The organism is Christensenella tenuis (genome assembly GCF_014287795.1).
Classification (GTDB): domain Bacteria; phylum Bacillota; class Clostridia; order Christensenellales; family Christensenellaceae; genus Christensenella; species Christensenella tenuis.
Genome location: NZ_JACOON010000003.1, coordinates 109,645 through 133,729 on the forward strand (window position 1 = coordinate 109,645; position 24,085 = coordinate 133,729).

The following is a 24,085-nucleotide window of genomic DNA, read 5'->3' on the forward strand; positions in this document are numbered from 1 at the left end:
TGTCCGCTCAGGCTAAAAGAGCCTGGTCTGTCCCTTGTTATCAATATTCTTCGGCAGCGGGAGTCCCATGTGCCGGTATGCGTTTTCCGTTGCGCACCGTCCGCGCGGCGTTCGCTGGAGAAAACCAAGCTGTAGGAGGAACGGTTCGATCACGTCCTCGATCGTACCCGCTTCCTCACCTGTGGTCGCCGCAAGCGTATCGAGCCCTACCGGTCCGCCGCCAAACTTTGTAATGATCGCATCCAGAATCAAACGGTCGGAATGATCGAGCCCAAGCGCATCGACTTCCAGAAGCTGCAGCCCCTGATCCGCCGCATCCCTAGTGATTATGCCTTCTGCGCGTACATCCGCAAAATCGCGCACGCGGCGCAAAAGCCGGTTGGCGATACGCGGAGTTCCGCGGGAGCGCCGCGCAATCTCCGCCGCCCCTTCTTCATCTACCTCGATCTCCAGGATCTTTGCGGAGCGTTTTACGATTGTTTTGAGCTGATCGGCGTCATACATCTGCAACCGGCCCATGACCCCAAACCGGTCCCGCAGGGGTGATGTCAGCATCCCCGCGCGCGTCGTCGCCCCCACCAGTGTAAAACGCGGCAGGTCAATACGCATAGACCGTGCGGACGGCCCCTTGCCCAGGATGATATCCAGCGCGTAATCCTCCATCGCGGGATAAAGCACTTCCTCCACACTGGAATTCAGGCGGTGGATCTCGTCAATAAACAGCACGTCTTTGTCGGAAAGATTCGTCAGCAGCGCTGCAAGGTCTCCCGGACGTTCGATTGCCGGTCCGGACGTTATGCGGATATTGACGTTCAGTTCCTGCGCGATAATATGGGCCAGCGTCGTTTTTCCAAGGCCGGGCGGGCCGTATAAGAGCACGTGATCCAGCGCTTCCCCGCGTTTCTTGGCGGCCTCGATAAAGATCGCCATTTTTTCCTTGACCTTGTCCTGCCCAATATATTCGCCAAGTGATTGCGGGCGCAGCGTCACATCCGCAGTCATATCTTCATTCAATTTCATTCCCGAAACAATGCGGGACTCTTCTTCCATACCCTATGGCGCTCCCTTCGGTCACTTCGAAAAAACACATAGCAGGCTCCCAGAACCGCCGGACTTCCACGGCCCAGCCATTACCCATGGCCGTTCTCTCCGGGGCAGTTCATGTGCCTCTCCCAACTTTTTCTGCTCTAAACGGATTCCCCGCGCGCCTCCCGGCTCCCGAAAATTCCATTCGCTTCCAGCGGCCTCTTGAGACCAACGGCGCAAAACCGCTGCATCTCCGAGTTGCTTCCTTCTTTTCCATCGGACTCATCCCGCTGGGATCAACGCTTCGGACACCGCCTCCAGCTTTTCTTTCGTGGCTCCATCAGACATCGTCACCGTGCAGGTTGCGTCTGCCGGCGTATCGTGCCACTCACTCATGCCTTCCTTGCCTTCATTATAGCGGATGGTGTACGGATAATCTTCCCATGTCATTTCTTCCGCAGCGTCAAATTCCACATACATCCCCGCGAGGTCCTGCTGTGTTCCAGGTGCCATGCGGAACGTGTATTCATCGCCGTTCCACGTAAACACCGCTTGCGCTGTTTTATCTTCCTCCAATACGGAATAAGAGACGTTCTCCGCCCCTTCGGGCAGCGCACCCATCGCGAGTCCCGTTTTCTCCTTCACTTCCGCCGCATCTGCTACCGGGCTCCACGGATTCGCAATCCGCGCGGACTCCTCCGCCGCGGGCTGCACGGCACAGGCAGCAAGTGCCATGGCCAGCATTGCCGCCATCAGTACGGTCAATATCTTTTTCATCGTTTTCCGTTCCTTTCCGTTTCGGTTTACTTCCCCATCCGTTTCAGTGCAAGCGACACAAGCTCCTCTGCCGTGTCTCCAAGGCTTCGTACCGCGGCAATCGCCGCAACTGCCTCTTGCCTGTTGTACCCAAGCCCCGTAAGTGCCGCGGCCGCCTCCGCCGCCGCATCCTGCGAGAGTTCAGTCATATCCATATCCATCCCGACCGCATCTTCGAAGTCTACCTTTTCCTTCAGTTCCAGCACAAGGCGCTGCGCCGTTTTCTTGCCGATTCCCGGCACGTTGGTAAACGCCTTGTCGTCATTTGAAATTACAGCTGCGGCAATATCGTTCACCCGCATGACGGAAAGCACAGACGCGGCCGCTTTTGGGCCGATTCCGCTGATCGACAGCAGTTTCTCAAACATTGTTTTCTGTTCCTGCGTCATGAATCCGTAAAGAGTCATGTCGTCTTCCGCTACTTTAAGATAAGTATACAGCTTTGCTTTCTCTCCCGTTTTGATCGCATTCAGGGAAAACGTGTCCGTAAAAATCTGGTATCCCACGCCGCCTACGTCGATCACCGCATAGGTCGCTGCTTTCTGTACGACTTCCCCCGCTATATATGCATACATAGATGTTTACTCCTTCAATTCCAAAGGCCTGCGCGCCCTACTTGATCTTCGTATTGAGTATTCCCGCCGTGTGCGCGCTGTGCGCATGACAAATCGCCACCGCCACTGCATCCGCCGCATCATCCGGCTTCGGTACTTCCTTTAGGGAAAGGATCGTCTTTACCATCATCTGTACTTGGTTTTTGTCCGCACGCCCATATCCTACCACCGCTTGCTTGATCTGCAGCGGCGTATATTCGTAAAGCTGTTCCGTCCGTTCAGACGCGGCCACAAGGGCCGCCCCGCGTGCCTGCGCTACATTGATCGCCGTCGTCACATTCTTATTGAAAAACAACTCTTCAAACGCAATCGAATCCGGCCTGTACATATCGATCAACTGGGTAATCCCATGGTTGATCTGCTTTAAGCGAATCGGAAACTGCTCACCTGCTTCCGTAAGAATTGTGCCGTAATCAATCAATTTCAGCCTTACCTTTTCGTCACAGCTTATCACACCATACCCCACCGTTGCAAGGCCAGGGTCAATACCGAGTACAATCATTTGCACCTTTCCTTTTCGAGAACATTTCGAATCAAATACAGTATACATGATTACGCTCTTTTTCGCAATTTTGCACCCGAAATAAAAAATTTGTATTTTTACAAATTCCCTATTGCATAATTATTCATTTTTATGTATAATTATAAACATAAAATGAATGCAACGCACCTTGGGTGCGCGGAAAAGGAGTTTTTTATCATGAATGCAAAAAAACAGTATAATAAGGTAGTGCTCGCGTATTCCGGTGGTCTCGATACCTCCATCATCATTCCGTGGCTCAAGGAAACCTACGGCGTAAAAGATGTAATCGCGGTATGCGGTAACGTAGGCCAGGGCAAAGAGCTTGACGGCTTATATGAAAAGGCCATCAACACCGGCGCGTCGGACGCATACATCGAAGACCTCACGGAAGAATTTATCACCGATTATGTCTACCCGACGATGCAGGCAGGCGCGGTATACGAAGGAAAATATCTGCTTGGCACCTCTTTTGCACGCCCGGTTATCGCAAAACGTTTGGTCGAAATCGCCAAGGAAGTTGGTGCGGATGCCATCTGTCACGGCGCAACCGGCAAGGGCAATGACCAGGTGCGGTTCGAGCTTACGGTAAAAGCGCTCGCCCCCGATATCGATATCATCGCCCCCTGGCGTATCTGGGATATCAAATCCCGTGAGGAAGAGATCGAATATGCACAAGCGCGCAACATCCCCGTCCCGGTAGATAAAGAACACAATTACAGCATGGATGCCAACATCTGGCATCTCTCGCACGAAGGTTCCGACCTCGAGGACCCGTGGAACGAGCCCAAGGACGACCTCTACATGATCTGCAAGACGCCGGAGGAAGCGCCGGATAAGCCGTGCTATTTCACGATTGAATTTGAACAGGGCATTCCCGTTTCCATCGACGGACAGAAGTACGGCCCTGTCGAGCTTGTCACCAAACTGAACGAGCTCGGTGCGGAAAATGGCGTGGGGATCGATGACCTTGTGGAAAACCGTCTCGTGGGCATGAAGAGCCGCGGCGTATACGAAAATCCCGGCGGACGTATCCTCTATACGGCGCATGCCGGACTTGAAATGCTGACGCTCGACAAAGATACCATGCACTATAAGGAGGGCGTAGCCGCGAAGTATGCGGAGCTCGTATATGATGGTAAATGGTTCTGCCCGCTGCGTGAAGCACTGGCGGCATTCGTAGCCGAAACACAGAAAACGGTCACGGGCACAGTGCGCATGAAGCTCTATAAGGGCAATTGCACACATGTCGGCCTTAAGTCTCCCTACTCCCTGTACAGCGAAGAGTTCGCCACTTTTGGCGAGGATGAGGTTTATGACCACAAAGATGCGGAGGGGTTCATCAACCTGTTCGGTCTGCCGCTCAAGGTGCGCGCCCTCGCCCTCAAGGATAAAGAGGTTTGAACCTTATAATATTCACGATTCCAAAAGGGGCCGTCTCAGAGAAAAAACAGAGACGGCCTCTTTTGCGTTTCGTTGGGCAGCCTTTCCTTAGCCGCGGCGGCCACCGCGATTCCCGGCATTGTGATTTAATTGGAAGCATTACTTGATGTTCGGCTATAAATCGCGTTGTTTGTTATGTACTGTTTTCATAAATTCATTCTGCAACCAAAAACAGGCTTGCGCTCACGCACTCGCCTGTTTTTTACTCCCGGGCTTTTTGATTGGGCAGCCCCTCACTGCATTGTTCTTTTGAAATGCTTATGAGAATTGGCTGTTGTACAGCGCGGCATACACGCCGCCCGTTTTCATCAGCTCGCCGTGCGTCCCCTGCTCCACGAGGTCGCCGTCCTTCAAGACAAGAATCAAATCTGCGTCAAAAATGGTGGACAGCCTGTGTGCAATTTGGAAATTGGTCCGTCCCTCCGTCAGCCTCTTCATCGCGTCCGTCATTAGTTTTTCCGTACGTGTGTCGACAGAGCTCGTCGCTTCATCCAGGATCAATATCTGCGGATTCGCACAAAACGCGCGTGCGATCGTAAGCAGCTGCTTTTGTCCGGAGGAAAGATTCCCCGCGCTTTCATCAATAATGGTATCATAGCCTTCCGGCAGAGTACGGATGAAATAGTCGGCATTTGCCATCCGGCACGCCTCCTCCACCTCTTCGTCCGTTGCTTCCGGCCGTCCGTAACGGATATTGTCGCGGATACTGGCCGAATACAGCCACGTATCCTGCAACACCATCCCGAACAGGCTGCGTACATTTTGGCGCGTCATCTCGGTAGTATCTATCCCGTCTATCCTGATTGTCCCGCCGCTTAAGTCGTAAAAACGCATCAACAGGTTAATAAGCGTCGTTTTTCCCGCGCCGGTCGGTCCACAGATTCCCACCTTTTGCCCATGCTTTATTTCCGCGTTCATGTCAGTGATCAAAATGCGGTCGGGCGAATATCCGAATTTCACATGATCGAAGGTAATGTGGCCCTCCGTCTTTTCGATGTGGACGGCATCTTTCCGTTCTTCCGGTATTTCCGGTTCGTCCAAGAACTCAAACACGCGTTCCGCCGCGGCAAGGGTGCTCTGCATCATGTTGACGATATTGGACGTTTGGATGATGGGCTGCGTAAACTGCTGCATATATTGCAGGAACGCCTGGATCGCTCCGATGGTGAGCGATCCGCCCGCTGTCAGGAGCCCGCCAAGGATACAGATGCCCACGTACCCCAGGTTTCCGACAAGGTTGGTGGCAGGCATCATGATGGAGGACGCAAACTGTGCGCGCCGCGCATTTTCGTTGAGCGTATCGTTCATTTCATCGAATTCGTGCTCCGCACGGCTCTCTCCGCCATACAGTTTCAACACGTCATGCCCCGCGTAGTGTTCCTCTACATAGCTGTTGACGGCCCCAAGGCCTTCCTGTTGCCCTTTGAAAAACGCTTGTGATTTCTTTGCAATACGCGAGCATACAAACAGCGCCACTGGCAGCACCACAAGCGCGATCAGCGCCATCTGCCAATTCAGGGTAAACATCATGATTACAATACCGATGATGGTAAAGATCGCCGTCAAAAGCTGCGTCATGATTTGCTGGAGTGAAGTCGATATCGTTTCAATATCCGTCGTCGTGCGTGACAATACATCCCCGTGCGTATGCGTATCGTAATAATTGAGCGGAAGCTTTTGGATCTTCCTGTCCACATTTTCCCGCAGGTCAAACATCGCCCGCTGCGCCACCTGCGCCGTAATTTTCTGCTGCAAGTATGTAAAAAATGCGGAAAGACCGTAAATGGCGACGAGGAGCATCAAAACCATTTTCAGTATCGGCATTTCCCCCTCCTTAAGCGGGGGACCGACATAATTCCCCTCCGCATCGACATTCTCGCGGATCTCCCCAATGCCTGCCAGTTCTGGATTGTTGACGTCAAGGTTCAATACGCCTGTCTGGTTATACTGTGCGCGCATGGTGATCACGTTTGTCGCTGTTCCAAGCACCCGCGGACCGGTAATCAGGAAAACGACGCCCACAATCGCGCAGATCAAAAGGAATACAACTTTCCTGCGGTACGGTTTAAAATAGCCGACCAGCCGCTTTGCTGTTGAATTTTTTTTCGGCGGTTGTTTGCTCATTTCTCCTCACCTCCTCCGGCCAGCTGTGTTTTGGCAATTTGTGCATAGATGTCACAGGTTCGCAGCAACTCTTCGTGCGTTCCTTCTCCAACTATTTTTCCCTGGTCCATCACCAGTATTTTGTCTGCATTCATAATCGTACCCACACGTTGGGCCACGATGATGACAGTCGCATCCTGCGTATTTTCCCGGATCGCCTGGCGCACGGCAGCATCCGTTTTGAAATCCAGTGCTGAGAAGCTGTCGTCAAACACAAAAATATTCGCGTCCGTCGCCATGGCGCGTGCAATCGCAAGGCGCTGGCGCTGGCCGCCGGATACGTTGGTTCCTCCTTCCGCGACGGGATCGTCATATCCCAGTTCTTTTTTGGAAATAAAATCGTCTGCCTGCGCAATGCGCGCAGCACGCTTCACCTGCCCGTCGCTCATATTCTCGTTGGAGAAAGCGATATTGGAGCGGATTGTCCCCGCGAACAGGTTGGACTTTTGCGGCACATATCCGATCCGCTTACGCAAAGCGTCAAGGCTATACTCCCGCACATCCACACCGTCCACCAGAACAGTACCCTGCGCAGGATCGCGCAGCCGTGGTATCATGCAGATCACAGACGACTTTCCGCTGCCCGTCGCCCCGATGATTGCAGTGGTCTGCCCGGGCATTGCGGTAAAGCTGATCCCGGAAACCGCCGGCGTCTCCGAATTTCCATAGGTAAGCGTTACGTCGCGGAATTCCACAACTCCGGTCTGCTTTTCCGGTATTTTGGGCTGGGCCGCATCCGTTATAACGGGCTTAATCTCCAGTACTTCCACAATGCGCTCCGCACAAACGCTGGCGCGCGGCATCAGGGCAAAAATCAGAGACATCATGACGAGGGCATACATGATCAGCATCAGATACTGGATCAATGCCATCATATCACCCACCTGAATCACGCCCTGCGAAATTTGCTGGCCGCCGAACCATACGACCGCTACCGTACCAAGATTAATAATCAACATTAAAAGCGGCATCAGCGTTGATACCTTCACCTGCGATTTGGTGGACGCCTGCGTCATATCCTCATTCGCTTTTTCAAAGCGCTTTTCCTCACGCTCTTCTGCCGTAAAAGCACGTACGACACGAACACCGGTGATGTTTTCCCGTATAATCAGGTTTACTTTATCGAGCTTGGACTGCATCGAGCGGAAAATTGGGAACGCGCTGCGCAGTACGAGCACCAAGAACACCACGATGACCGGCATGCAAACGACCAATACCATCGCCAGCGTCGCATTCTTTTGAAAGGCAAGTGTAATGCCGCCAATACACATGATCGGCGCCAGTATAATCACCCGGAATAACATAATGGTAAAATTTTGGACCTGAAGGATATCGTTCGTGGAACGCGTCGTCAAAGACGAGGTTCCCACCCGGTCAAATTCCTCCAGCGTAAAACGATCAATATGGCGAAACAGCCTTTTGCGCGTATCCGTACAAAATCCTACCGCCACTTTGGAAGCAAAATACCCTACGCCGATTGCGGATGCCGATCCGGCCAGCGTGATGCAAATCATAATGATCCCTGCCGTAACGATATAGTTCATATCGCCCTGGACAACACCCTTATCGATAATCATCGACATCATAGATGGCAGCAAAAGCATGGAAAACGCTTGTACAAAAAGCAATAAGATCATCACAATCAGCTGTTTTACATACGGTTTTAGTCCTTTATACAGCTTTAACATTCCGTCCCCCCTTAAGTATTATCATAGTATATCCGGCATGGAGTAACCCATGGAAAACATGGAAATGAGATAGCAAACCGCCGCACCAATGGCCAGTACGATGCTGGCAACCGAACAGATTTGCTTTCCTTTATAAGGGCTTTTTCGGCCCTTGCCTCCCAAAATAAGCGCGGCGGCCGCACAGGCAAACCCAATCCAAAACCATATTCCGTCCAAAAGCACGGTAAAAGAGAGCGCTCCAAGCGCAACATTCAGGCCGGACCAAAGCTTCATCCCTCTCGTCTGCATCATAGCTATTCCCTTTTCCTTATTCGTGTGAAAACAGGACGCCATGATCTGTTTTTGCGTCCTGGTTCTTCTTTTTCCAATGTGATCATATCGGATTATTCGCGTAAATTCAAGTCTATCCTATCAAATAAATCCCTGGGAACAAACGGCGGTATGCCCTGCTGCCGCATACCGCCGTTTTGTCACGGGATTGTTAGTCAACCGGTCTCACTTTTGCCGCAGCAATATACCGCGATTATTTTCTATGTGCGAGTTTTCCTGAACAGGCCTCTGCAAACAACGCAATGCCGCCCGCGATGAGGTAAATCGCAAAAATCCATTCCATAGTGAACCAACCCGCTATCGGCGCGCAAATAATCAGAATACCGAGAACAAGATTGATAATACCGCTTGCGAGGATCCAGCCTGCGCCCGGCTCGCCTGCTTTTTTGAACGCTCCGTATGAAGAAATTTGTGTAATTCCGCCGAACAAGGCAAAGAATCCAATGATGAATGAGAAGGTGGAGATCATATTGATCTTGCCATATTGGCCGCCCAGCGCTTCCACAAGAATCATAATGCCGAGGAGCGTAAAAATAATTCCGTTGGCAACCGTCCATCCGTTGCGGTAATCCGCGGGGGTGCGGACATAGGCTACAATTTCAAAAATTCCGTATGCGATAAAGCCAATCGTCACCAGATAGGCGATTCCCAGTCCCATGATAAGCGGAGCGATAAAAATCAGGATTCCCAGCACCACCATGCATACGGCAATGACAATTCCTGCTGTCTTGTTGCCACCCGTCATTTTGCGGGCCATATCGTTTACGCCTGCCCGCCGCGTGGTCTTTTGTTCTGTTTGACTGTTTTCGTTACCCATAAATTATGATTCCTCCTGTTTATTAAATGATTCCGCTTGATGCGGTTCCAATCATTTCTATCTTAGTATACTTCCTGCCAATGCCCGGCTGCAATACCTATAATGGTTTCCGTATGGCAACAGGGGCAAAATATAGCATGAATTTTTATTACGGCTCTAATTATTTTAATCCAGGGACGCCAAAAATGGTAGACAGGTTTCCCAACTTGCCCGTTTTTCTTCCTAACCGGTCATTCGCGCAGGCTTGACGCATATTCTAAAAGCCTATATTCTAAAAGAAGCATCAAGAAAAAAGTGAGGGAAGGTATGCGTAGCCAGGGGCGCGGAAAATGGATTTTTCCGGTAATATTCGTAGCTGTCGTTCTGATGATGGTGGCACTTCTGTTTACTTATATGCTTACAGATATCCAGGGTATCTTTCTGACGCCCTTGCTCAATGATTCCATGGGGTGGGAGATCTATACGCAGAAAGGCGATGTACGTACAGGCCTGACCCCGGAAGAAATGCTTGAAACCAATGGAGAAACGGTCTACCTGTCCCGGGTAATGGAGGCGGAATACGAAACGGCCGGTATCACCTTCCTCGAGCTTGATAGCGCGCGCCCTGCCGCTGTTTTTTTAGATGGCTCCCTGCTTTATACTACCTGTCCGCAAATCTCACCGGTCCTCGGCAAAATCGAATTTCCTCCGGACTATGAAGGAATTCCGGGCCGCGGTGAAGCGGTGCGCTTCTCGCTTCCTCCCGGCTTTTCCGGAAAAACGTTAACCATCGCCACAACATGCCCGGAATATGGCGGAACACCCGGTATTCTCCTTACAAGCCACATGATCGGTGACGCAGAAATTGCTTCGGCAGTGAGCCGGGCTGCCATGCCGGCAGCTGCCTTTGCTGTAGCCGCCTTGCTCATGCTTGGCACCTTTCTTTACAGCGGATTTTATGGAGATTGGAACTTTGCCCTGCTGCTTTTGCTGCTTTCTGCGTTTGCCCAGTGCCTGCGCTATCTCGCGGATTATGAGTTGGCAACCGACGCCAATTACGTGCTCAGCATCCCTGTATCCGCATTTTTCCGCCCCTTGTTTATCTACTTGCCAATGCTGTTTCTTTGGTTTCACATGCAAAAATGGCGGCGTCTGTGCGCGCCCTTCCTGTTCATACCCATGTTGATTTCCATGGTTCCGGCAACGTGCACCGTGCTTGGCGTGGACATTGGTTCATGGTATTTCATTCTGTCAAATATGCTCTACTTCGCTCTGCTTGCCCTATTGGTCTTTTCCATACTGGAATCCCGGGAGAAAAAATGGGAATTTCGGTTGTTTCTTTCCGGCCTCGCCCTGATCGTCGGCGGGCTTGCATGCGTATATGTTTTTTCCTGGGCCGGCAGTGGAGAATTCTATGAATATATCCGTGCCGCATTTTCCGCCATGGTAACCGGCTTCTCTTTTTCTGCAATTCCCGTAGACTGGATGGGAACCATACTGTTCATGTTATGCATGATCATTAGTTTTGTCCAGCTCATCCGCCACATGGCAAACACGCAAACGGATCTGCAGGTTCTGACGATAAAAAATACAGTGGCTACCGAAAGCCTGCATGCTTTGCAGCAAAGTAATGAAGCGATTGCGGCAGCGCGGCACAATATGATCCATCACCTGACCGCCATCCTGGGATTGGCACAAGCGGGTGAATTGGAGCGCCTGACGGAATATGTCTCCACTCTCTCCCGCGAAGCGGCGGAAATCCTCCCTTTGCAGATCACAGCGCATCCTGCAGTAAACTCTATCTTAGTCGCCATACAGGCACGTGCGTATGAAAAAGATGTGAAAACGGAGCTTCGTGTCGAATTGCCGGGAACCCTTCCCATTCCGGACCGCGATTTATGTATTCTTTTGATGAATATGCTGGATAACGCACTTCATGCAGCGTCTGAAGTGCCGCCGGAGCACGGGCGTTGGATTAAGTTCACCATGCACATCCGCAACCGATATTTGTTCGTCGAAACGGAAAATTCTTTTACGGGTCCGATTGATATGGATAAAAATTCCGGTTTATGTATTACCCGCCGGGGAGCTGGTCATGGATACGGCATGAAAACAATGCTGCAAATCGCCAGAAAATATCATAGCGAATTGCAGATTGAAGCGGCTGGCGGCGTTTTCCTCATTCGTACCGCTTTATTGATGCCCGAATAAATTCTGTTTTTCATAGCGGATACCTGAATTTTTTATGGGAAATGATTATTCCATTATTTTTTCAGAAAAGCAAAATATTGATTCAGCGTGGGGATATAATATTTACGGCTGACAGGATACACCGCTCCGTTATCCATGATCGCTTCCGACCGCATAAGTTCGGTAACGTGCGCTAAATTGATCACAAAACTATTATGGCACCGGCAGAAGCACCATCCCGGTAATTCTTCCCCCAACTTTGATAAAGAACCGTTCCAGTCCCGCGATGCCCCATTTCCAAGCCAGATACGTACCCGGTGGGAAACAGCTTCCAGTGCATAAATATCCTGATATGGAAATGCGACCTGCCTTCCGCCGATTTTTATGTTGAAATAGTTCTTTTTATAGGTTTCCCGGTAATCACCGCGGATGATTTCCGCCAGCTTCTCCCAATCGACAGGCTTTACCAAATACCACAGCGGGCGCGTACCAAAGCAGTCGTAGACATAGTCCCGGAACGCTGTAATGTAAACAAGGCTGCAATCTACATCGTTTTCCCTCAGCCGCTTTGCCAGTTCCATTCCGTTCTGCCCACCAAACTCAATATCCAGCAAAAGCAATTGGTGGATTCCTTGGCTGGTTAAAAGCGCATCATATAACGGCCCCGGCTCGCTGAAAGAAGCGACCTTGAAATCCCTTCCTTCTACAAGATGATCGTCCGATAGAATTTTTGTTACTTCCTGCGTAATCTGTTCTAAGAAAAGGGGATCATCGTCGCCAATGTTAACGTAGTACATTTTAAACCAATTCCTTTCCAAGGCACACAAACATAGAAATTGTAATATATATTGCAAACTTTTTCAATAAATCTTTCGTCTTCCCGCCAGAAAGCCTCCTTCCAAAAAACGAACGGATTTTTTAACTGCCTTTCCTATGATTTGCTCGCGGCCTGGAGCGGGAATTTTTTTAATTCCCGTTCGATCATTTTTTTGTTTTTTTTATGGTTTGCATATTGACTTCTTGGGTTAGCAATGGTAAACTTTCAGGTGGAAAAGGGTTAGTAAGCGCTAACCCCTATGTTTCGCCAAAATATTAGCTTATGCTAATCGGAAGGAGTGTTTATTATCATGCCGCTTACACTTGCCCCTGCTGGAAGAAAAGCTTTTATCTGCAAAATTAAGGGAAAAGATGATGTGCGTCATTTTCTCGGCAGCCTTGGTTTTGTGGAGGGCGAACATGTGACTGTTGTGTCTGAGATGGGCGGGAACATGATCGTAAATGTGAAAGATACGCGTATCGCAATCAGCAAGGCCATGGCCAACCGTATTATGGTTGCGGATGCGTAATAGTTTTAAGCCAAAAACGCAATTTGTGTTTGGAAGTATTGTATTTTTGCGCCTTTGGGCGCGGACCGGAAAGGAGGAACGGTATGAAGCAGAGAACATCCGAAGCGAAAACGTTGCGCAATACCCAGTGCGGGCAGACAGTAACGGTAATGAGGCTGACTGGCTCGGGGGCTATAAAACGCAGAATCATGGATATGGGCCTCACCAAAGGAACCCAGGTCTATGTACGTAAGGTTGCGCCTCTTGGCGATCCTGTAGAAGTTACCGTACGCGGTTATGAACTTTCGATTCGCAAAGCAGACGCCGAGATGATCGAGGTAAGTTAATGTTTTTAGGCGTATGGCAGGGATTTTCCCTGCATTTTTTTGGAGCATTTGTTAGCTAGAGCTAACTTTCGAGAGGAGGAAGCAAATGAAACTTGCACTGGCAGGCAACCCAAACTGCGGTAAAACCACCATGTTCAATAACCTTACGGGTGCATCGCAGTACGTCGGCAACTGGCCGGGCGTAACGGTTGAGAAAAAAGAAGGTAAATTAAAAGAGCACAAAGATATCATTGTGACGGACTTACCGGGTATTTATTCCCTGTCTCCTTACACATTGGAAGAGGTCGTTGCGCGCAATTATTTATTGGAAGAGCATCCTGACGTTATTATCGACATCGTAGACGCAACAAACATCGAACGCAACCTGTACCTCACAACCCAACTTCTGGAAACAGGTGTGCCCGTCGTCATCGCGCTCAACATGATGGACGTGATCAAAAAGCGCGGCGATAAAATCGATATCAAAAAGCTGAGCGAAAAACTCGGCTGCCCCATCGTTGAAACTTCGGCGCTGAAAGGCACCGGGCTCACGAAACTGATCGAGACGGCACTCGGCGTTGCGAAGACGGTGGAAGTACAGCCCATTGTTCATAAATTCGCAGCAGATGTGGAAGCTTCCCTTACGGATATCGTGGGAATCCTTTCCGGTATCGTCAGCCAAAATAGCCTCCGCTGGTATGCAATCAAGCTGTTCGAGCGGGACGAAAAAGTAGAAGCGCATTTCAAATTCAAGGCAGATACCAGAAACAAAATCAACGAAATCATCAAATTGTGTGAAAACCAGTACGATGACGACAGCGAGAGCATTATCACCAATGAACGTTACACGTTTATCCATGGCCTGATGCGTGAATGTGTAAAGAAGCGCGAAGAGCAAATGACGATTTCCGATAAGATCGACCGCGTGGTGACAAACCGCGTTGCTGCGATCCCGATCTTTATCGGCGTGATGTTCCTCGTTTACTTTATTTCGGTTAGCTGGCTCGGAACCATCGTGACCGACTGGACGAATGATGTCCTTTTTGGTGAATGGATCTCTGGCTGGGCCTCCGACGGCCTTGCGGCGATCGGCGCAGCCGATTGGGCGCAAAGCCTTGTCGTTGACGGTATTATCGGCGGCGTGGGCGCGATCATCGGCTTTGTACCGCAGATGCTCATTCTCTTTGTACTGCTTGCGCTTTTGGAGGACTGCGGCTACATGGCGCGTGTCGCTTTTATCATGGACCGTATTTTCCGCAAATTCGGGTTGTCCGGTAAATCTTTCATCCCGATGCTGGTTGCTTCCGGCTGCGGTGTCCCCGGTGTTATGGCAAGCCGTACGATTGAAAACGAATCCGACAGGCGCATGACAATCATGACGACGACGTTTGTTCCCTGCGGGGCCAAGCTTCCGATTATCGCCCTGATCGCAGGTGCGATGTTCCCGGAAAATTCCTGGTGGCTTGCGCCGTGCGCGTACTTCCTCGGAATCGGTATGGTCATCATCTCCGGTATCATTCTGAAGAAGACCAAACCCTTCGCGGGCGAACCTGCTCCCTTCGTGATGGAGCTTCCCCAGTATCGTGTGCCGGGTGCCAAGGGCGTACTGATCCACATGTGGGAACGCGGCAAATCATTCATCATCAAAGCCGGTACCATCATCTTCGCTTCGACAGTTGTGATCTGGCTGCTGAGCAACTTCAACACTTCGTTTGAAATGGTGGATACAAGCGAAAGTATGCTGGCAGGAATCGGCAATGCCATTGCCCCGGTCTTTGCACCGCTTGGTTTTGGCGACTGGCAGTCCTCCGTTGCAACGATCACCGGCCTTGTGGCCAAGGAAAACGTCGTGGCAACGATGGGCGTCCTGCATGGTATCGCCGATGCGACCGAGGAAAGCGTGGCCCTGCTCGCCAGTGTGGCCGGTACATTCACCGTGGTCAGCGCTTTCTCTTTCATGGCATTCAACCTGCTGTGCGCTCCTTGCTTCGCGGCGATCGGTGCGATCAAGCGCGAGATGGGCAATGCAAAATGGACATGGGCGGCAATCGGCTATCAGACGCTTCTCGCGTATGTAGTTGCGTTCATCATCTTCCAGCTTGGCAGCGTGTTCGTTCTCGGACAGCCTTTCGGCGTCGGTGCAGTGATTGCCATAGCGCTCATCGCCCTTATTGTATGGCTGATGGCGCGCAAGGGCTATGACCCGTCAAAGAAGAGGGAAACGCTTTCCGCTGTGGAAGCAAATTCATAACAAAACCAATCTGAACAGATTCTCCTAAACCTCGGGCCGGTACCTTCCCGGCCCTGCCCTGAAAGGGTAAAAAATCCGGCATATTGACTTGCCGGATTTTTTCTTGCCTCTTATTCCATTTTCGCTGGTCTTCCTCCCGCTATGCGGCAGCTCAAGATCGTCTTTCTGCTGTCCGTCTAGGCTTCGTTATTGACGATGCTCCTCCACGTATTCCCGGATGCGGTCAAAGGTACGTGTGCTGATGATATGTTCGATCCGGCAGGCGTCCTGTTCCGCAATATCCGGCTCCACCCCTAACGTTTCAATCAGGAATTCCTGGATTAGAATATGCCGTTCATAGATCTCCTTGGCCTTCTGCAGGCCTTTATCCGTCAGCTCGATGAAACCGCTTTTATCCATTGTAATATAGTCCTGCTTCTTCAGTATGCTCATTGCCCTGCTGACGCTGGGCTTGGAATAATCCAGCCGATTTGCAATATCGATCGAGCGGACGCAACCTAGTTTCTTTTGCAGGAGCAAAATTGTCTCCAGATAATTTTCCCCAGATTCGCGCATTCCGTCTCCCCCTTCTGTTTCTTCGTCCCCGAAGTTATTGGTTCTATTGTAACACACGCCCTTGGGGTTCTCAAATAAATTTTTGCGATATAGGGTTGACAAACACAGGCTGTAGTGGTAGACTTTAATCATGGTTAGCGTAGACTAACTAAATTTTACAAGCGAAGTTAGCTTATGCTAATCACTTGTAGGTTGCCCGTCCACAAGACGGGAACGGTGCGGGGAGCAAATCCTGCGCACTATATGAAAAGATACGTTCCCCATACGTACATACTCCTGACATGTTTTGCGCTGGGCCTGGGCATCTGTTGACCTCCGATCTCCGGCCCGGCCGAAACCAGGAAATGAAACATTGGGAATAAAGGAGGCGTTAAAGTGAATCCAGGAACCATACTCGTCGTTGTAATCGTGGCAGTTTGCTTTGGGCTTTCGATCTTCGGACTCGTACGGCAACAAAAAAAAGGAGGATGCTGCGGATCATGCAAGGGCTGTTCGCATTCATCCACTTGCCATACCAGCTCCACCCATAAAATTTGACCCCCCATTCTTAAATACAGACCTCCGGAAAGACGGCCTATGCCATGGCCGTTTTTTCATTTCATTCAAAACAATCAAAAAATTCCCCTCTTGCTTGACATAAAATTTTCTCTTTGCTATAATTTACCGGACTAAAGAATTAAATCGTGCCGTGATGCTGTGCCGCCGGGTGCGCATCACGTAAGATGCACAAATTTATTCGTATTGTTAGGCCTTCGGATACGCGAAGGCCTATTATTTTTGGAATCAGTTGCCCGCATACAGCTGATTTTGGGACAAATTGTGCCGGAGAGCGCCTGTAAAAACGCCCGGCCGGGAGGAAAAATGGAACATACGAACATTCTGAACCAAAGCATCTATAAGACGTTTTTCAAATACGTCTCCCTGAATGTGCTAAGCATGCTCGGGGTTTCCCTGTACGTCCTTGCGGACACATTCTTCGTCGCCAACGGAGTCGGCGCAGACGGCCTGGTTGCCCTCAATCTCGCCCTGCCTGTGTTCAGCCTGATTAACGGGACGGGGCTTTTGATCGGCATCGGCTCGGCAACTCTTTTTTCTATTGCCACCGGCAAGGGAGAGCAGGGCGCGGGCAGCCGTATCTTTACGCAATCCTTCCTTCTCGGAGCAACCATCGGTATTATTCTCACCCTATGCGGTATTTTCCTAAACCGCCCGATTGCAATGGTGCTTGGCGCAAAGGGAGAGCATATCATTTCCATGACCTCGACCTATCTCAAGCTGTTGATGGTATTTTCCTGTGCTTTTATCCTCAATAACCTGCTCGTCGCGTTTGTGCGCAATGACGGGAATCCCCGCCTTGCCATGTTCGGCATGCTCGGCAGCTGCCTTTTTAATATCGTGTTCGACTACATCTTTGTCTTTCCCATGCAGCTCGGCATCTTTGGCGCTGCCCTTGCGACTGGGGTATCCCCCATACTCAGTATGGTAATCCTTTCCTCTCATTTTTTCCGCAGGAAAAATCATTTTCGGCTGAAAAAAACGCGTATAAACGGACGCGAACTTGCAAGTTCCGTCTTTACAGGCATCCCCTCTTTTATTACTGAATTTTCCTCTGGCATTATCATTTTCCTGTTCAATATGGTGATTATGGGGATCGCTGGGGATATCGGTGTAGCGGCATATGGCATCGTGGCCAACCTTGCGCTGGTATGTATTGCAATCTTTACAGGTGTTGGACAGGGAATCCAGCCCGTTGTCAGCGTAAATTATGGCGCGGGGCGCATGGGAAACGTACTGCGCACCTATCTTCTTGGCGCGGCGCTTGCGTTTGTGCTCGGCGGATTGTTTTACCTCGCCGCCCGGCTCATTCCGGACCAGATTGCCTCTGTCTTCAACAATGAAGGAAACGAGCAACTGCAAACCCTCACACGGAGTGGGCTCTCCATTTATTTTTTCGGGTTCCTGTTCGCAGGCGTAAACGTCGTAACAACTTCGTTTTTTGCTTCCATTGCCCGCCCGAAACCTTCATTCCTGATTTCCGCGCTGCGCGGCTTTGCCCTGATCGTTCCCTGCCTGCTCCTGCTGCCCGAACTGTTTGGTCTTAACGGCGTATGGATGACCGGCCCGGCTGCAGAATTGCTTACTTTTATATGCTGCATAGCGTTTATGCTTTCGTTTTTCAAAAAGCATCGTGTGCAGGCGTCAAAACTGCTGAAAGTTAATTGACTTTGCAGGCATGGTTTGATACGATTTCCATAGAACATTTTGCGCGGTCCTGCGCGTTCTTTTTCGGGCTATATGAAACGGAGGAACCCATGAAAAATCCATACGGTGAAATTTACGGATATTTGAAGGATATCGAGATCATCGATACGCACGAGCATCTTCCGCCGTGGGAGAAAAAACGCAATACTGACGGCGATGTGTTTTCGGAATTCCTGCAGCACTATATGAATCGGGATTTAATTTCAGCCGGAATGCCCCCGGAAACATGCGGCAAACTTCTTACATCGGGGCTTACAATCCGTGAAAAGTGGGAGCTTGCCTCCCCTTATTGGGAATATTGCCGTTATACCGGCTATGGCCGCAGCCTTGAAATCGCCGTGCGTGATATTTACGGAATCAGCCAGATCGACGGCAGCACGATCGAAGCGTTAAACGATGCCTTCCGTCAGTCAATGAACGAAGGTCATTATGAAAAAGTGCTCCATGAGATGTCTCACATTAAGGTGAGTATCCTCGACGCGCTCGAACCGGAATTTTCCCCGCCCGACCCGGCTTTTTTCCGCCCGGTACGACGCATCAACCGCTTCGTTTTTCCGCTCGGCGGCGCGGACCTCATGGATTTGGAACGCGAATCGGGCGTCACCATTTCCACCTTTGACGACTATCTCGAGGCATGCGATATCGCGGTTGCCCACTATGCGGAATACTGCGCGGGCCTCAAATGCTCCCTCGCCTACGACCGCAGCCTTTATTTCCCACGCGCAGCGCGTTGCGATGCCGAACGGGCGTTTAATGAATTTTTCCGCTCCAATTACTATATCGAGCGTGAAGAACGCATTTTCTGTCCGGGCGAAGCATTTCAGAATTATATGATGCATCATGTCCTGAACGCCGCCCAGAAACATCATATGGTAATCCAGATGCACACGGGTATGCAGGAAGGCAGCGGGAATATCGTCTCCAACAGCAATCCCGCTTTGTTAAGCAATTTATTTCTCGAATATCCCGGTGTGCGCTTCGACATTTTCCACATCGGTTATCCCTACTATCACGAACTTGGCGCCTTGGCAAAAATGTTTCCCAATGTGTATGCGGACATGAGCTGGGCGCATATCCTCTGCCCCGCGGCCGCGCGCAGCGCACTCAGCGAATGGCTGGAATCCGTTCCTTATAATAAAATCTTTGGTTTTGGCGGGGATTACTGCCTTGTGGACGGCGTTTATGCCCATCAGTATATGGCACGCATCCACATTTCGCGCGTGCTGGCAGATAAAGTGGAAGAGGGACTTTTCGATACAGACAAAGCAAAAGAAATTGGCAGGGCCATTTTATACGATAATCCGGCAAACTTGTTCGGCATCAAATAACGAGGTGAGCACATGACGCAATGGGATTCTGCCCTTTACCTGAAATACGAACAGGAACGCACACAGCCTTCGCGCGACCTTGCCGCGCGTCTCCCCCAGAAGGGAGTCTCGCGCATCCTCGATGTTGGCTGCGGCCCGGGAAACAGTACGCACGTATTGCGCAGGCGCTATCCCGGCGCATATATCCTTGGGATAGACGGATCGGAAAATATGATCGGACAAGCGAGGCGGTCTTATCCACAGGAAAGCTGGCAGGTGTGCAGCGCCCCGGAAGGGTTTCGGCGGCTGCCCCACGATTTTGACGCGGTGTTTTCCAATGCCTGCATCCAGTGGATCCCCAAGCATCCTGCGCTGATTCCCGCTATGCTGGAACTTCTCAGGCCGGGCGGTATGCTTGCCGTACAGGTGCCGATGAATTTTCAAGAGCCTGTTCACCAGATCATCGATGCGGCGGTCCATTCGGAGAAGTGGAGCCGTCTCCTTCCTCAAAAGCGTATTTTCCATACGCTTACCCCAGAGGAATATTATGCCCATTTGTCCGCTATCTCTTCAAGCGTTTCCATTTGGCAGACGATCTATTACCATAGTATGGATTCCGCGAAAGATATCCTGGACTGGTATCGCGGGACAGGCCTGCGTCCTTATCTTGAACAGCTCCCCGTCGGAAAAAAGGAGGAGCTTGAAGAAGATATCTTTGCCCTTCTCCGGCAGGAATATCCGGTGCAGAAAAACGGCAAAATTATTTACCGTTTTCCACGCTTTTTCTTTACTGCCGTAAAGTAGATAGCGGACGCGTCCTTTCTTACCTGTTTTGTTGTAGTTGCGGTTCATGCCTGCCGTTTTGTCCTTCCTGTTCGGTCTCATTTATAATGATTCAAGATTTATTTCTGTTTTTCAAGGCTCCCCATACGACAAAAGCGCCATGCGCTGTTGCGCCTGACGCTCCTGTCTGTAACTTCTTGGTCAAAAAATTTTCCCAGCTTGGGCAGGAGGTCGATGAGAAACCCTGCCCAATTTCGTTTTAAGCTCCAAAAAATTTTTCCAGTTCCGATGCCAGAAGCTCCGGGCATTCCTCTGCCATCTGGTGGCCGTAGTCGAGGACGACACTGGTGACGTCTTCTGCAACCAGTTTCATTTCGCGTTCCACTTCTTCAAAGATAAATTCCCTGCCCCCAAGCGCCAGCACCGGCATTTTCAGCTTTTCTTTGGCCGCTTCGAGGTTCCACTCCGCATCTTGGAATGTGGCTCTGTAAATTTCGCACATACTGCGGATGCCGTCTGGCTTTGAATAGCATCGGATATATTCATCCATCGCATCGTCTGGAATATTACAGTCCAACGCCTCATTCTTTAAGAACTGGTCAAAATAGATCCTTTCACGTCCCGTAATCAGCGCCTCCGGAAATGCCGGCACATTGTAAAAATTGATGTGCCATAGCCAGCGGTTGCCCTCCACATTTTCCGGCGTCAGGTGAGACCATTCTTCCAGTCCGAAACCGGGCAGGAGCATCTCGATATAGGCAAATTTCATTATGCGGTCAGGATATTTTTTGGCGATGCAATATCCGCACGCCGCGCCCCAATCTTCTCCCGTAAGGTAAAACTTGTCAATCCCGAGCTGGTCGGCCAGTGATACGATGTCGTCCGCCATCGTCATCATGTCATATCCGTCTTTCGGACGGTTTGAATCCCCGAGACCACGCAGATCCGGGCATACGACCGTGTATTTCTCCGTCAGGATAGGCATGAGCTTCCGCCAGTAATAGGAAGTTTTGGGAACGCCGTGAAGCAGGATCAGCGCCGGGCCCTGCCCCGCCGTGTAATAATGCAGGCGAACTCCGTTGCAGGTCTTGCGGGAATGAGTTACCTTGTTGCCCTGAAAGTCCAAAATATCTTGTTTCATGTTTTCTTCTCCTTTTGATTTTATTTTAAATTGATTGTGGTCAAACTTTTTTACGTTTTTCTCCAAAGGCAATCGCCAGAATGATAATCGCGCCCGTCACCATATATTGCTGTGCGATATTGAGCCCCATGATCACGATGCCGTTATTAATCACACCGATCAAAAGCGACGCGACCACCGTTCCTATGATCGAGCCCTTCCCACCGGACAGCGCGGCGCCGCCGAGGATCGCCGCAGCGATTGCATTCAGTTCAATGCCGCCCTCCCCGATTGTACTGCGTGCCGTTTGCATCAGGCCTGCCGACAGCATACCGGAAATAGCGGCCACAATTCCGATAACCAGCATGACCATAAATTTAATCTTTTTTGTAGAAATACCTGAGAACTCTGCCGCCACCCTGTTGGCTCCGGTTGCGAGCACCTCGCGCCCATAAGATGTTTTCTTGAGCACGATGTGGCCAATCAACAGTGCCGCGACTGTCCAGATCACCAGTACCGGCACGGGGCCGATGCTCGCTTGTCCAAAAATATTATTGAACGCCGCATCGCCAATAATGATCGGCTTGGTATTGGTGAGCCACATATCCGCTCCCCGTACTACCATCTGCATGCCGACCGTTACGATAAACGATGGAATCCCAAGCCCGGCGACGAGCGCACCGTTGGCGGCGCCCACGATCGCTCCCCCCGCGAGACCAGCTAAAATGCCAATGAACGCATTCCCGGTCGCCTGAATCGCAAGAGCCGCAAAGATTGCGCCAAATGCCGCCGTCGCCCCGACCGAAAGGTCGAATTCGCCCGCCGCAATGGTAAACGTCATTGCGACTGCGATCAGCGTCGTCATCGTAGTCGTCCTGACTATGCTCAACAGGTTACTGGGTTTTAAGAACCCAGAATCACCGATTGAAAACAGAAAGAACAGGAAAACGCCGATAAAAACAAAGTATACGATGTAATTTCTCCATTCAAAGCTTCTTCTGCTAGAGACCTTGGATTGCATGATGAAGCACCTCCTCCGATTCAATTTCTCGCCCGGACAATTCTTTATTGACCGTCCGGTTGTACAGGACCAGGATCCGGTCGCACGCCGCCACCAGTTCGCTCAATTCCGATGAGATCATCAGTACCGCAACTCCCTCGTCTGCAAGCTGCCTTATGATACGCAGGATTTCGGCTTTGGCCGCGACGTCGACGCCAATGGTCGGTTCGTCCAGGATCAACACCCTGGGGTCGCGCGCAAGCCATTTGCCCAGAACGATTTTTTGCTGGTTGCCGCCGGAAAGCAGCATGGCCATCTGGTTGATGCTATCCGCCTTGATTGACAGCTTCTCAATGTATTCCCGGGAAATATCTGCCCCTTTCTTATCGTCTATCAAAAAGCCTTTTTTCATCTTTCGGACGCTGGGCAGCATAAAATTGCTCTTAATGCTGTGCTGCAAAATCAATCCTTCCTGCCGACGGTCTTCGGGAACGAGTGCGATCCCTTTATTCATCGCGTCCTTTTTGCTTTTGATAGGTTCGCCCCGCATGGTAACGTCTCCCGTCCAATTCCTCCTGATGCCGAAGATAGACTCGACGAGCTCCGTCCTCCCGCTCCCCATCAATCCGGCAAGCCCCAGTATTTCCCCTGGGTATAGGTCAAGTGAGACATCTGCAAGTTTGTTGCCATATGCAAAATCCCTTACACACAGCACAGGTTCGCCGTACTGTTCGAAATTCCTTTCCACACGCTCAAAGGAGGTTTTGGCTGTTGCATCGAGCATCCTGTCAATGATTTCTTCCATCGTGATCTCGCTGCTTTCGACCGTCGCAACGTTGACGCCGTCGCGCAGAATCGTCACCCGGTCGCAAATTTCAAAAACCTCGGCCATCCTGTGTGAAATATATATAATGGAGATCCCCTTTTCCTTCAGCTGGCGGATCACCTTAAACAGCGCCTTCGTTTCAGTCTTTGACAGGGAAGACGTGGGTTCGTCCATAACCAATATTTTTGCATCCTGAGACAGCGCCTTTGCGATTTCGACCATCTGCCAATAGCCGACATCCAGCGACTCGACCGCCACCCGGGGATCAATATGATCGATCTCCAACCATTTCAGCAGTTCTCCAGCCTTTTTGATGTTTTCTTTATCGTCGATCAGCATGCCTTTTTTCCACTCGCGCTTGATGTAAATATTTTCCGCGACGCTCATGGCGGGCAGCAGGCTGAACTCCTGGTAGATCATCGCAATGCCCTTTTTATGCGCATCCTCCGCGCTGTGCAGGTCGACAGCCTGTCCATCGATCCATATTTGCCCTGCATCCTTTGTATATACGCCGTTCAGTATCTTCATCAGCGTAGACTTCCCGGCGCCATTTCCTCCGAGCAGGGCGTGGACTTCACCCTTTTTCAGGGAAAAATTCATTTTTTTCAGGACGGGCACGCCGCTGAATTGTTTTTCAATATTCTGCATTTCCAAAACGTTTTCACTCATCTTTGCCACCCTGTAAAATGGGCTGCAAGGCGGAACCTGGAAGGCTCCGTTCCGCCTTGTCCCATTCGGATTTTT

Annotated in this window: 22 protein-coding genes; 9 read left to right on the forward strand and 13 right to left on the reverse strand. The window is 50.7% G+C overall.

Annotated elements, in window-relative coordinates:
• Positions 1–12: 12 nt before the first annotated feature.
• The 4 genes from ruvB to ruvC form a co-directional block, all read right to left on the reverse strand.
• A complete protein-coding gene (ruvB, locus tag H8S18_RS06490; protein ID WP_186857504.1) occupies positions 13–1,050 on the reverse strand; it encodes a Holliday junction branch migration DNA helicase RuvB in 1,038 nt (345 codons plus the stop codon).
• A gap of 258 nt (positions 1,051–1,308) precedes the next feature.
• Complete coding sequence (locus H8S18_RS06495) at positions 1,309–1,803, reverse strand: hypothetical protein (protein WP_186857505.1); 495 nt, start codon at positions 1,801–1,803, stop codon at positions 1,309–1,311.
• A 26-nt stretch (positions 1,804–1,829) separates the two neighbouring features.
• The gene (gene ruvA, locus H8S18_RS06500; protein WP_186857506.1) at positions 1,830–2,417 is read right to left on the reverse strand and encodes a Holliday junction branch migration protein RuvA; all 588 of its coding nucleotides are present in this window, start codon (positions 2,415–2,417) and stop codon (positions 1,830–1,832) included.
• Positions 2,418–2,454: 37 nt separating this feature from the next.
• On the reverse strand, positions 2,455–2,958 hold the full coding sequence (ruvC, locus tag H8S18_RS06505; protein WP_186857507.1) for a crossover junction endodeoxyribonuclease RuvC: 504 nt from the start codon (positions 2,956–2,958) through the stop codon (positions 2,455–2,457).
• Between the two features lie 198 nt (positions 2,959–3,156).
• Here ruvC and H8S18_RS06510 point away from each other — a divergent pair, with 198 nt between their 5' ends.
• On the forward strand, positions 3,157–4,380 hold the full coding sequence (locus tag H8S18_RS06510; protein WP_186857508.1) for an argininosuccinate synthase: 1,224 nt from the start codon (positions 3,157–3,159) through the stop codon (positions 4,378–4,380).
• Positions 4,381–4,677: 297 nt separating this feature from the next.
• Here H8S18_RS06510 and H8S18_RS06515 read toward each other — a convergent pair whose 3' ends face one another.
• The 4 genes from H8S18_RS06515 to H8S18_RS06530 form a co-directional block, all read right to left on the reverse strand.
• Complete coding sequence (locus tag H8S18_RS06515) at positions 4,678–6,543, reverse strand: ABC transporter ATP-binding protein (protein ID WP_186857509.1); 1,866 nt, start codon at positions 6,541–6,543, stop codon at positions 4,678–4,680.
• Positions 6,540–8,270, reverse strand: coding sequence for an ABC transporter ATP-binding protein (locus H8S18_RS06520; protein ID WP_186857510.1), 1,731 nt, complete (start codon positions 8,268–8,270; stop codon positions 6,540–6,542). Before H8S18_RS06520 ends, H8S18_RS06515 begins: the two co-directional genes overlap by 4 nt.
• A gap of 21 nt (positions 8,271–8,291) precedes the next feature.
• Complete coding sequence (locus H8S18_RS06525; protein ID WP_186857511.1) at positions 8,292–8,561, reverse strand: hypothetical protein; 270 nt, start codon at positions 8,559–8,561, stop codon at positions 8,292–8,294.
• A gap of 232 nt (positions 8,562–8,793) precedes the next feature.
• On the reverse strand, positions 8,794–9,417 hold the full coding sequence (locus H8S18_RS06530) for an HdeD family acid-resistance protein (protein WP_186857512.1): 624 nt from the start codon (positions 9,415–9,417) through the stop codon (positions 8,794–8,796).
• A 306-nt stretch (positions 9,418–9,723) separates the two neighbouring features.
• Between H8S18_RS06530 and H8S18_RS06535 the strand changes: the two genes are divergently transcribed.
• Positions 9,724–11,607, forward strand: a complete 1,884-nt coding sequence (locus H8S18_RS06535) for a sensor histidine kinase (RefSeq protein WP_186857513.1) — start codon at positions 9,724–9,726, stop codon at positions 11,605–11,607.
• Positions 11,608–11,660: 53 nt separating this feature from the next.
• On the opposite strand, the gene H8S18_RS06540 is transcribed toward H8S18_RS06535, so the two are convergent.
• Positions 11,661–12,383, reverse strand: coding sequence for a LytR/AlgR family response regulator transcription factor (locus tag H8S18_RS06540; protein ID WP_186857514.1), 723 nt, complete (start codon positions 12,381–12,383; stop codon positions 11,661–11,663).
• 330 nt (positions 12,384–12,713) lie between these two features.
• On the opposite strand from H8S18_RS06540, the gene H8S18_RS06545 reads away from it, so the two are divergent.
• The 3 genes from H8S18_RS06545 (at position 12,714) to feoB (ending at position 15,488) form a co-directional block, all read left to right on the forward strand.
• The gene (locus tag H8S18_RS06545; RefSeq protein ID WP_186857515.1) at positions 12,714–12,932 is read left to right on the forward strand and encodes a FeoA family protein; all 219 of its coding nucleotides are present in this window, start codon (positions 12,714–12,716) and stop codon (positions 12,930–12,932) included.
• An 83-nt stretch (positions 12,933–13,015) separates the two neighbouring features.
• The gene (locus H8S18_RS06550) at positions 13,016–13,258 is read left to right on the forward strand and encodes a FeoA family protein (RefSeq protein WP_186857516.1); all 243 of its coding nucleotides are present in this window, start codon (positions 13,016–13,018) and stop codon (positions 13,256–13,258) included.
• A gap of 85 nt (positions 13,259–13,343) precedes the next feature.
• The gene (gene feoB / locus H8S18_RS06555) at positions 13,344–15,488 is read left to right on the forward strand and encodes a ferrous iron transport protein B (RefSeq protein WP_186857517.1); all 2,145 of its coding nucleotides are present in this window, start codon (positions 13,344–13,346) and stop codon (positions 15,486–15,488) included.
• 186 nt (positions 15,489–15,674) lie between these two features.
• Here the strand turns inward: feoB and H8S18_RS06560 are convergent, their stop codons facing one another.
• Entirely contained in the window at positions 15,675–16,043 is a 369-nt protein-coding gene (locus H8S18_RS06560) for a metal-dependent transcriptional regulator (protein ID WP_186857518.1), read from the reverse strand.
• A 375-nt stretch (positions 16,044–16,418) separates the two neighbouring features.
• On the opposite strand from H8S18_RS06560, the gene H8S18_RS15040 reads away from it, so the two are divergent.
• The 4 genes from H8S18_RS15040 (at position 16,419) to H8S18_RS06580 (ending at position 20,416) form a co-directional block, all read left to right on the forward strand.
• Positions 16,419–16,580, forward strand: a complete 162-nt coding sequence (locus tag H8S18_RS15040) for a FeoB-associated Cys-rich membrane protein (RefSeq protein WP_186857519.1) — start codon at positions 16,419–16,421, stop codon at positions 16,578–16,580.
• Positions 16,581–16,904: 324 nt separating this feature from the next.
• Positions 16,905–18,266 carry an MATE family efflux transporter gene (locus tag H8S18_RS06570; RefSeq protein WP_186857520.1) on the forward strand — a complete coding sequence of 454 codons (1,362 nt, stop codon included), beginning with the start codon at positions 16,905–16,907 and terminating at the stop codon, positions 18,264–18,266.
• 89 nt (positions 18,267–18,355) lie between these two features.
• On the forward strand, positions 18,356–19,633 hold the full coding sequence (locus H8S18_RS06575) for an amidohydrolase family protein (RefSeq protein ID WP_186857521.1): 1,278 nt from the start codon (positions 18,356–18,358) through the stop codon (positions 19,631–19,633).
• 12 nt (positions 19,634–19,645) lie between these two features.
• On the forward strand, positions 19,646–20,416 hold the full coding sequence (locus tag H8S18_RS06580; RefSeq protein WP_186857522.1) for a methyltransferase domain-containing protein: 771 nt from the start codon (positions 19,646–19,648) through the stop codon (positions 20,414–20,416).
• A gap of 238 nt (positions 20,417–20,654) precedes the next feature.
• Here H8S18_RS06580 and H8S18_RS06585 read toward each other — a convergent pair whose 3' ends face one another.
• From H8S18_RS06585 to H8S18_RS06595, 3 genes are read right to left on the reverse strand one after another with little or no spacing between them, the layout of a single operon-like run.
• The gene (locus tag H8S18_RS06585; protein ID WP_186857523.1) at positions 20,655–21,536 is read right to left on the reverse strand and encodes an alpha/beta fold hydrolase; all 882 of its coding nucleotides are present in this window, start codon (positions 21,534–21,536) and stop codon (positions 20,655–20,657) included.
• Positions 21,537–21,576: 40 nt separating this feature from the next.
• Entirely contained in the window at positions 21,577–22,536 is a 960-nt protein-coding gene (locus tag H8S18_RS06590) for an ABC transporter permease (protein ID WP_186857524.1), read from the reverse strand.
• Complete coding sequence (locus H8S18_RS06595) at positions 22,517–24,010, reverse strand: sugar ABC transporter ATP-binding protein (RefSeq protein WP_186857525.1); 1,494 nt, start codon at positions 24,008–24,010, stop codon at positions 22,517–22,519. Before H8S18_RS06595 ends, H8S18_RS06590 begins: the two co-directional genes overlap by 20 nt.
• Positions 24,011–24,085 lie beyond the last annotated feature (75 nt).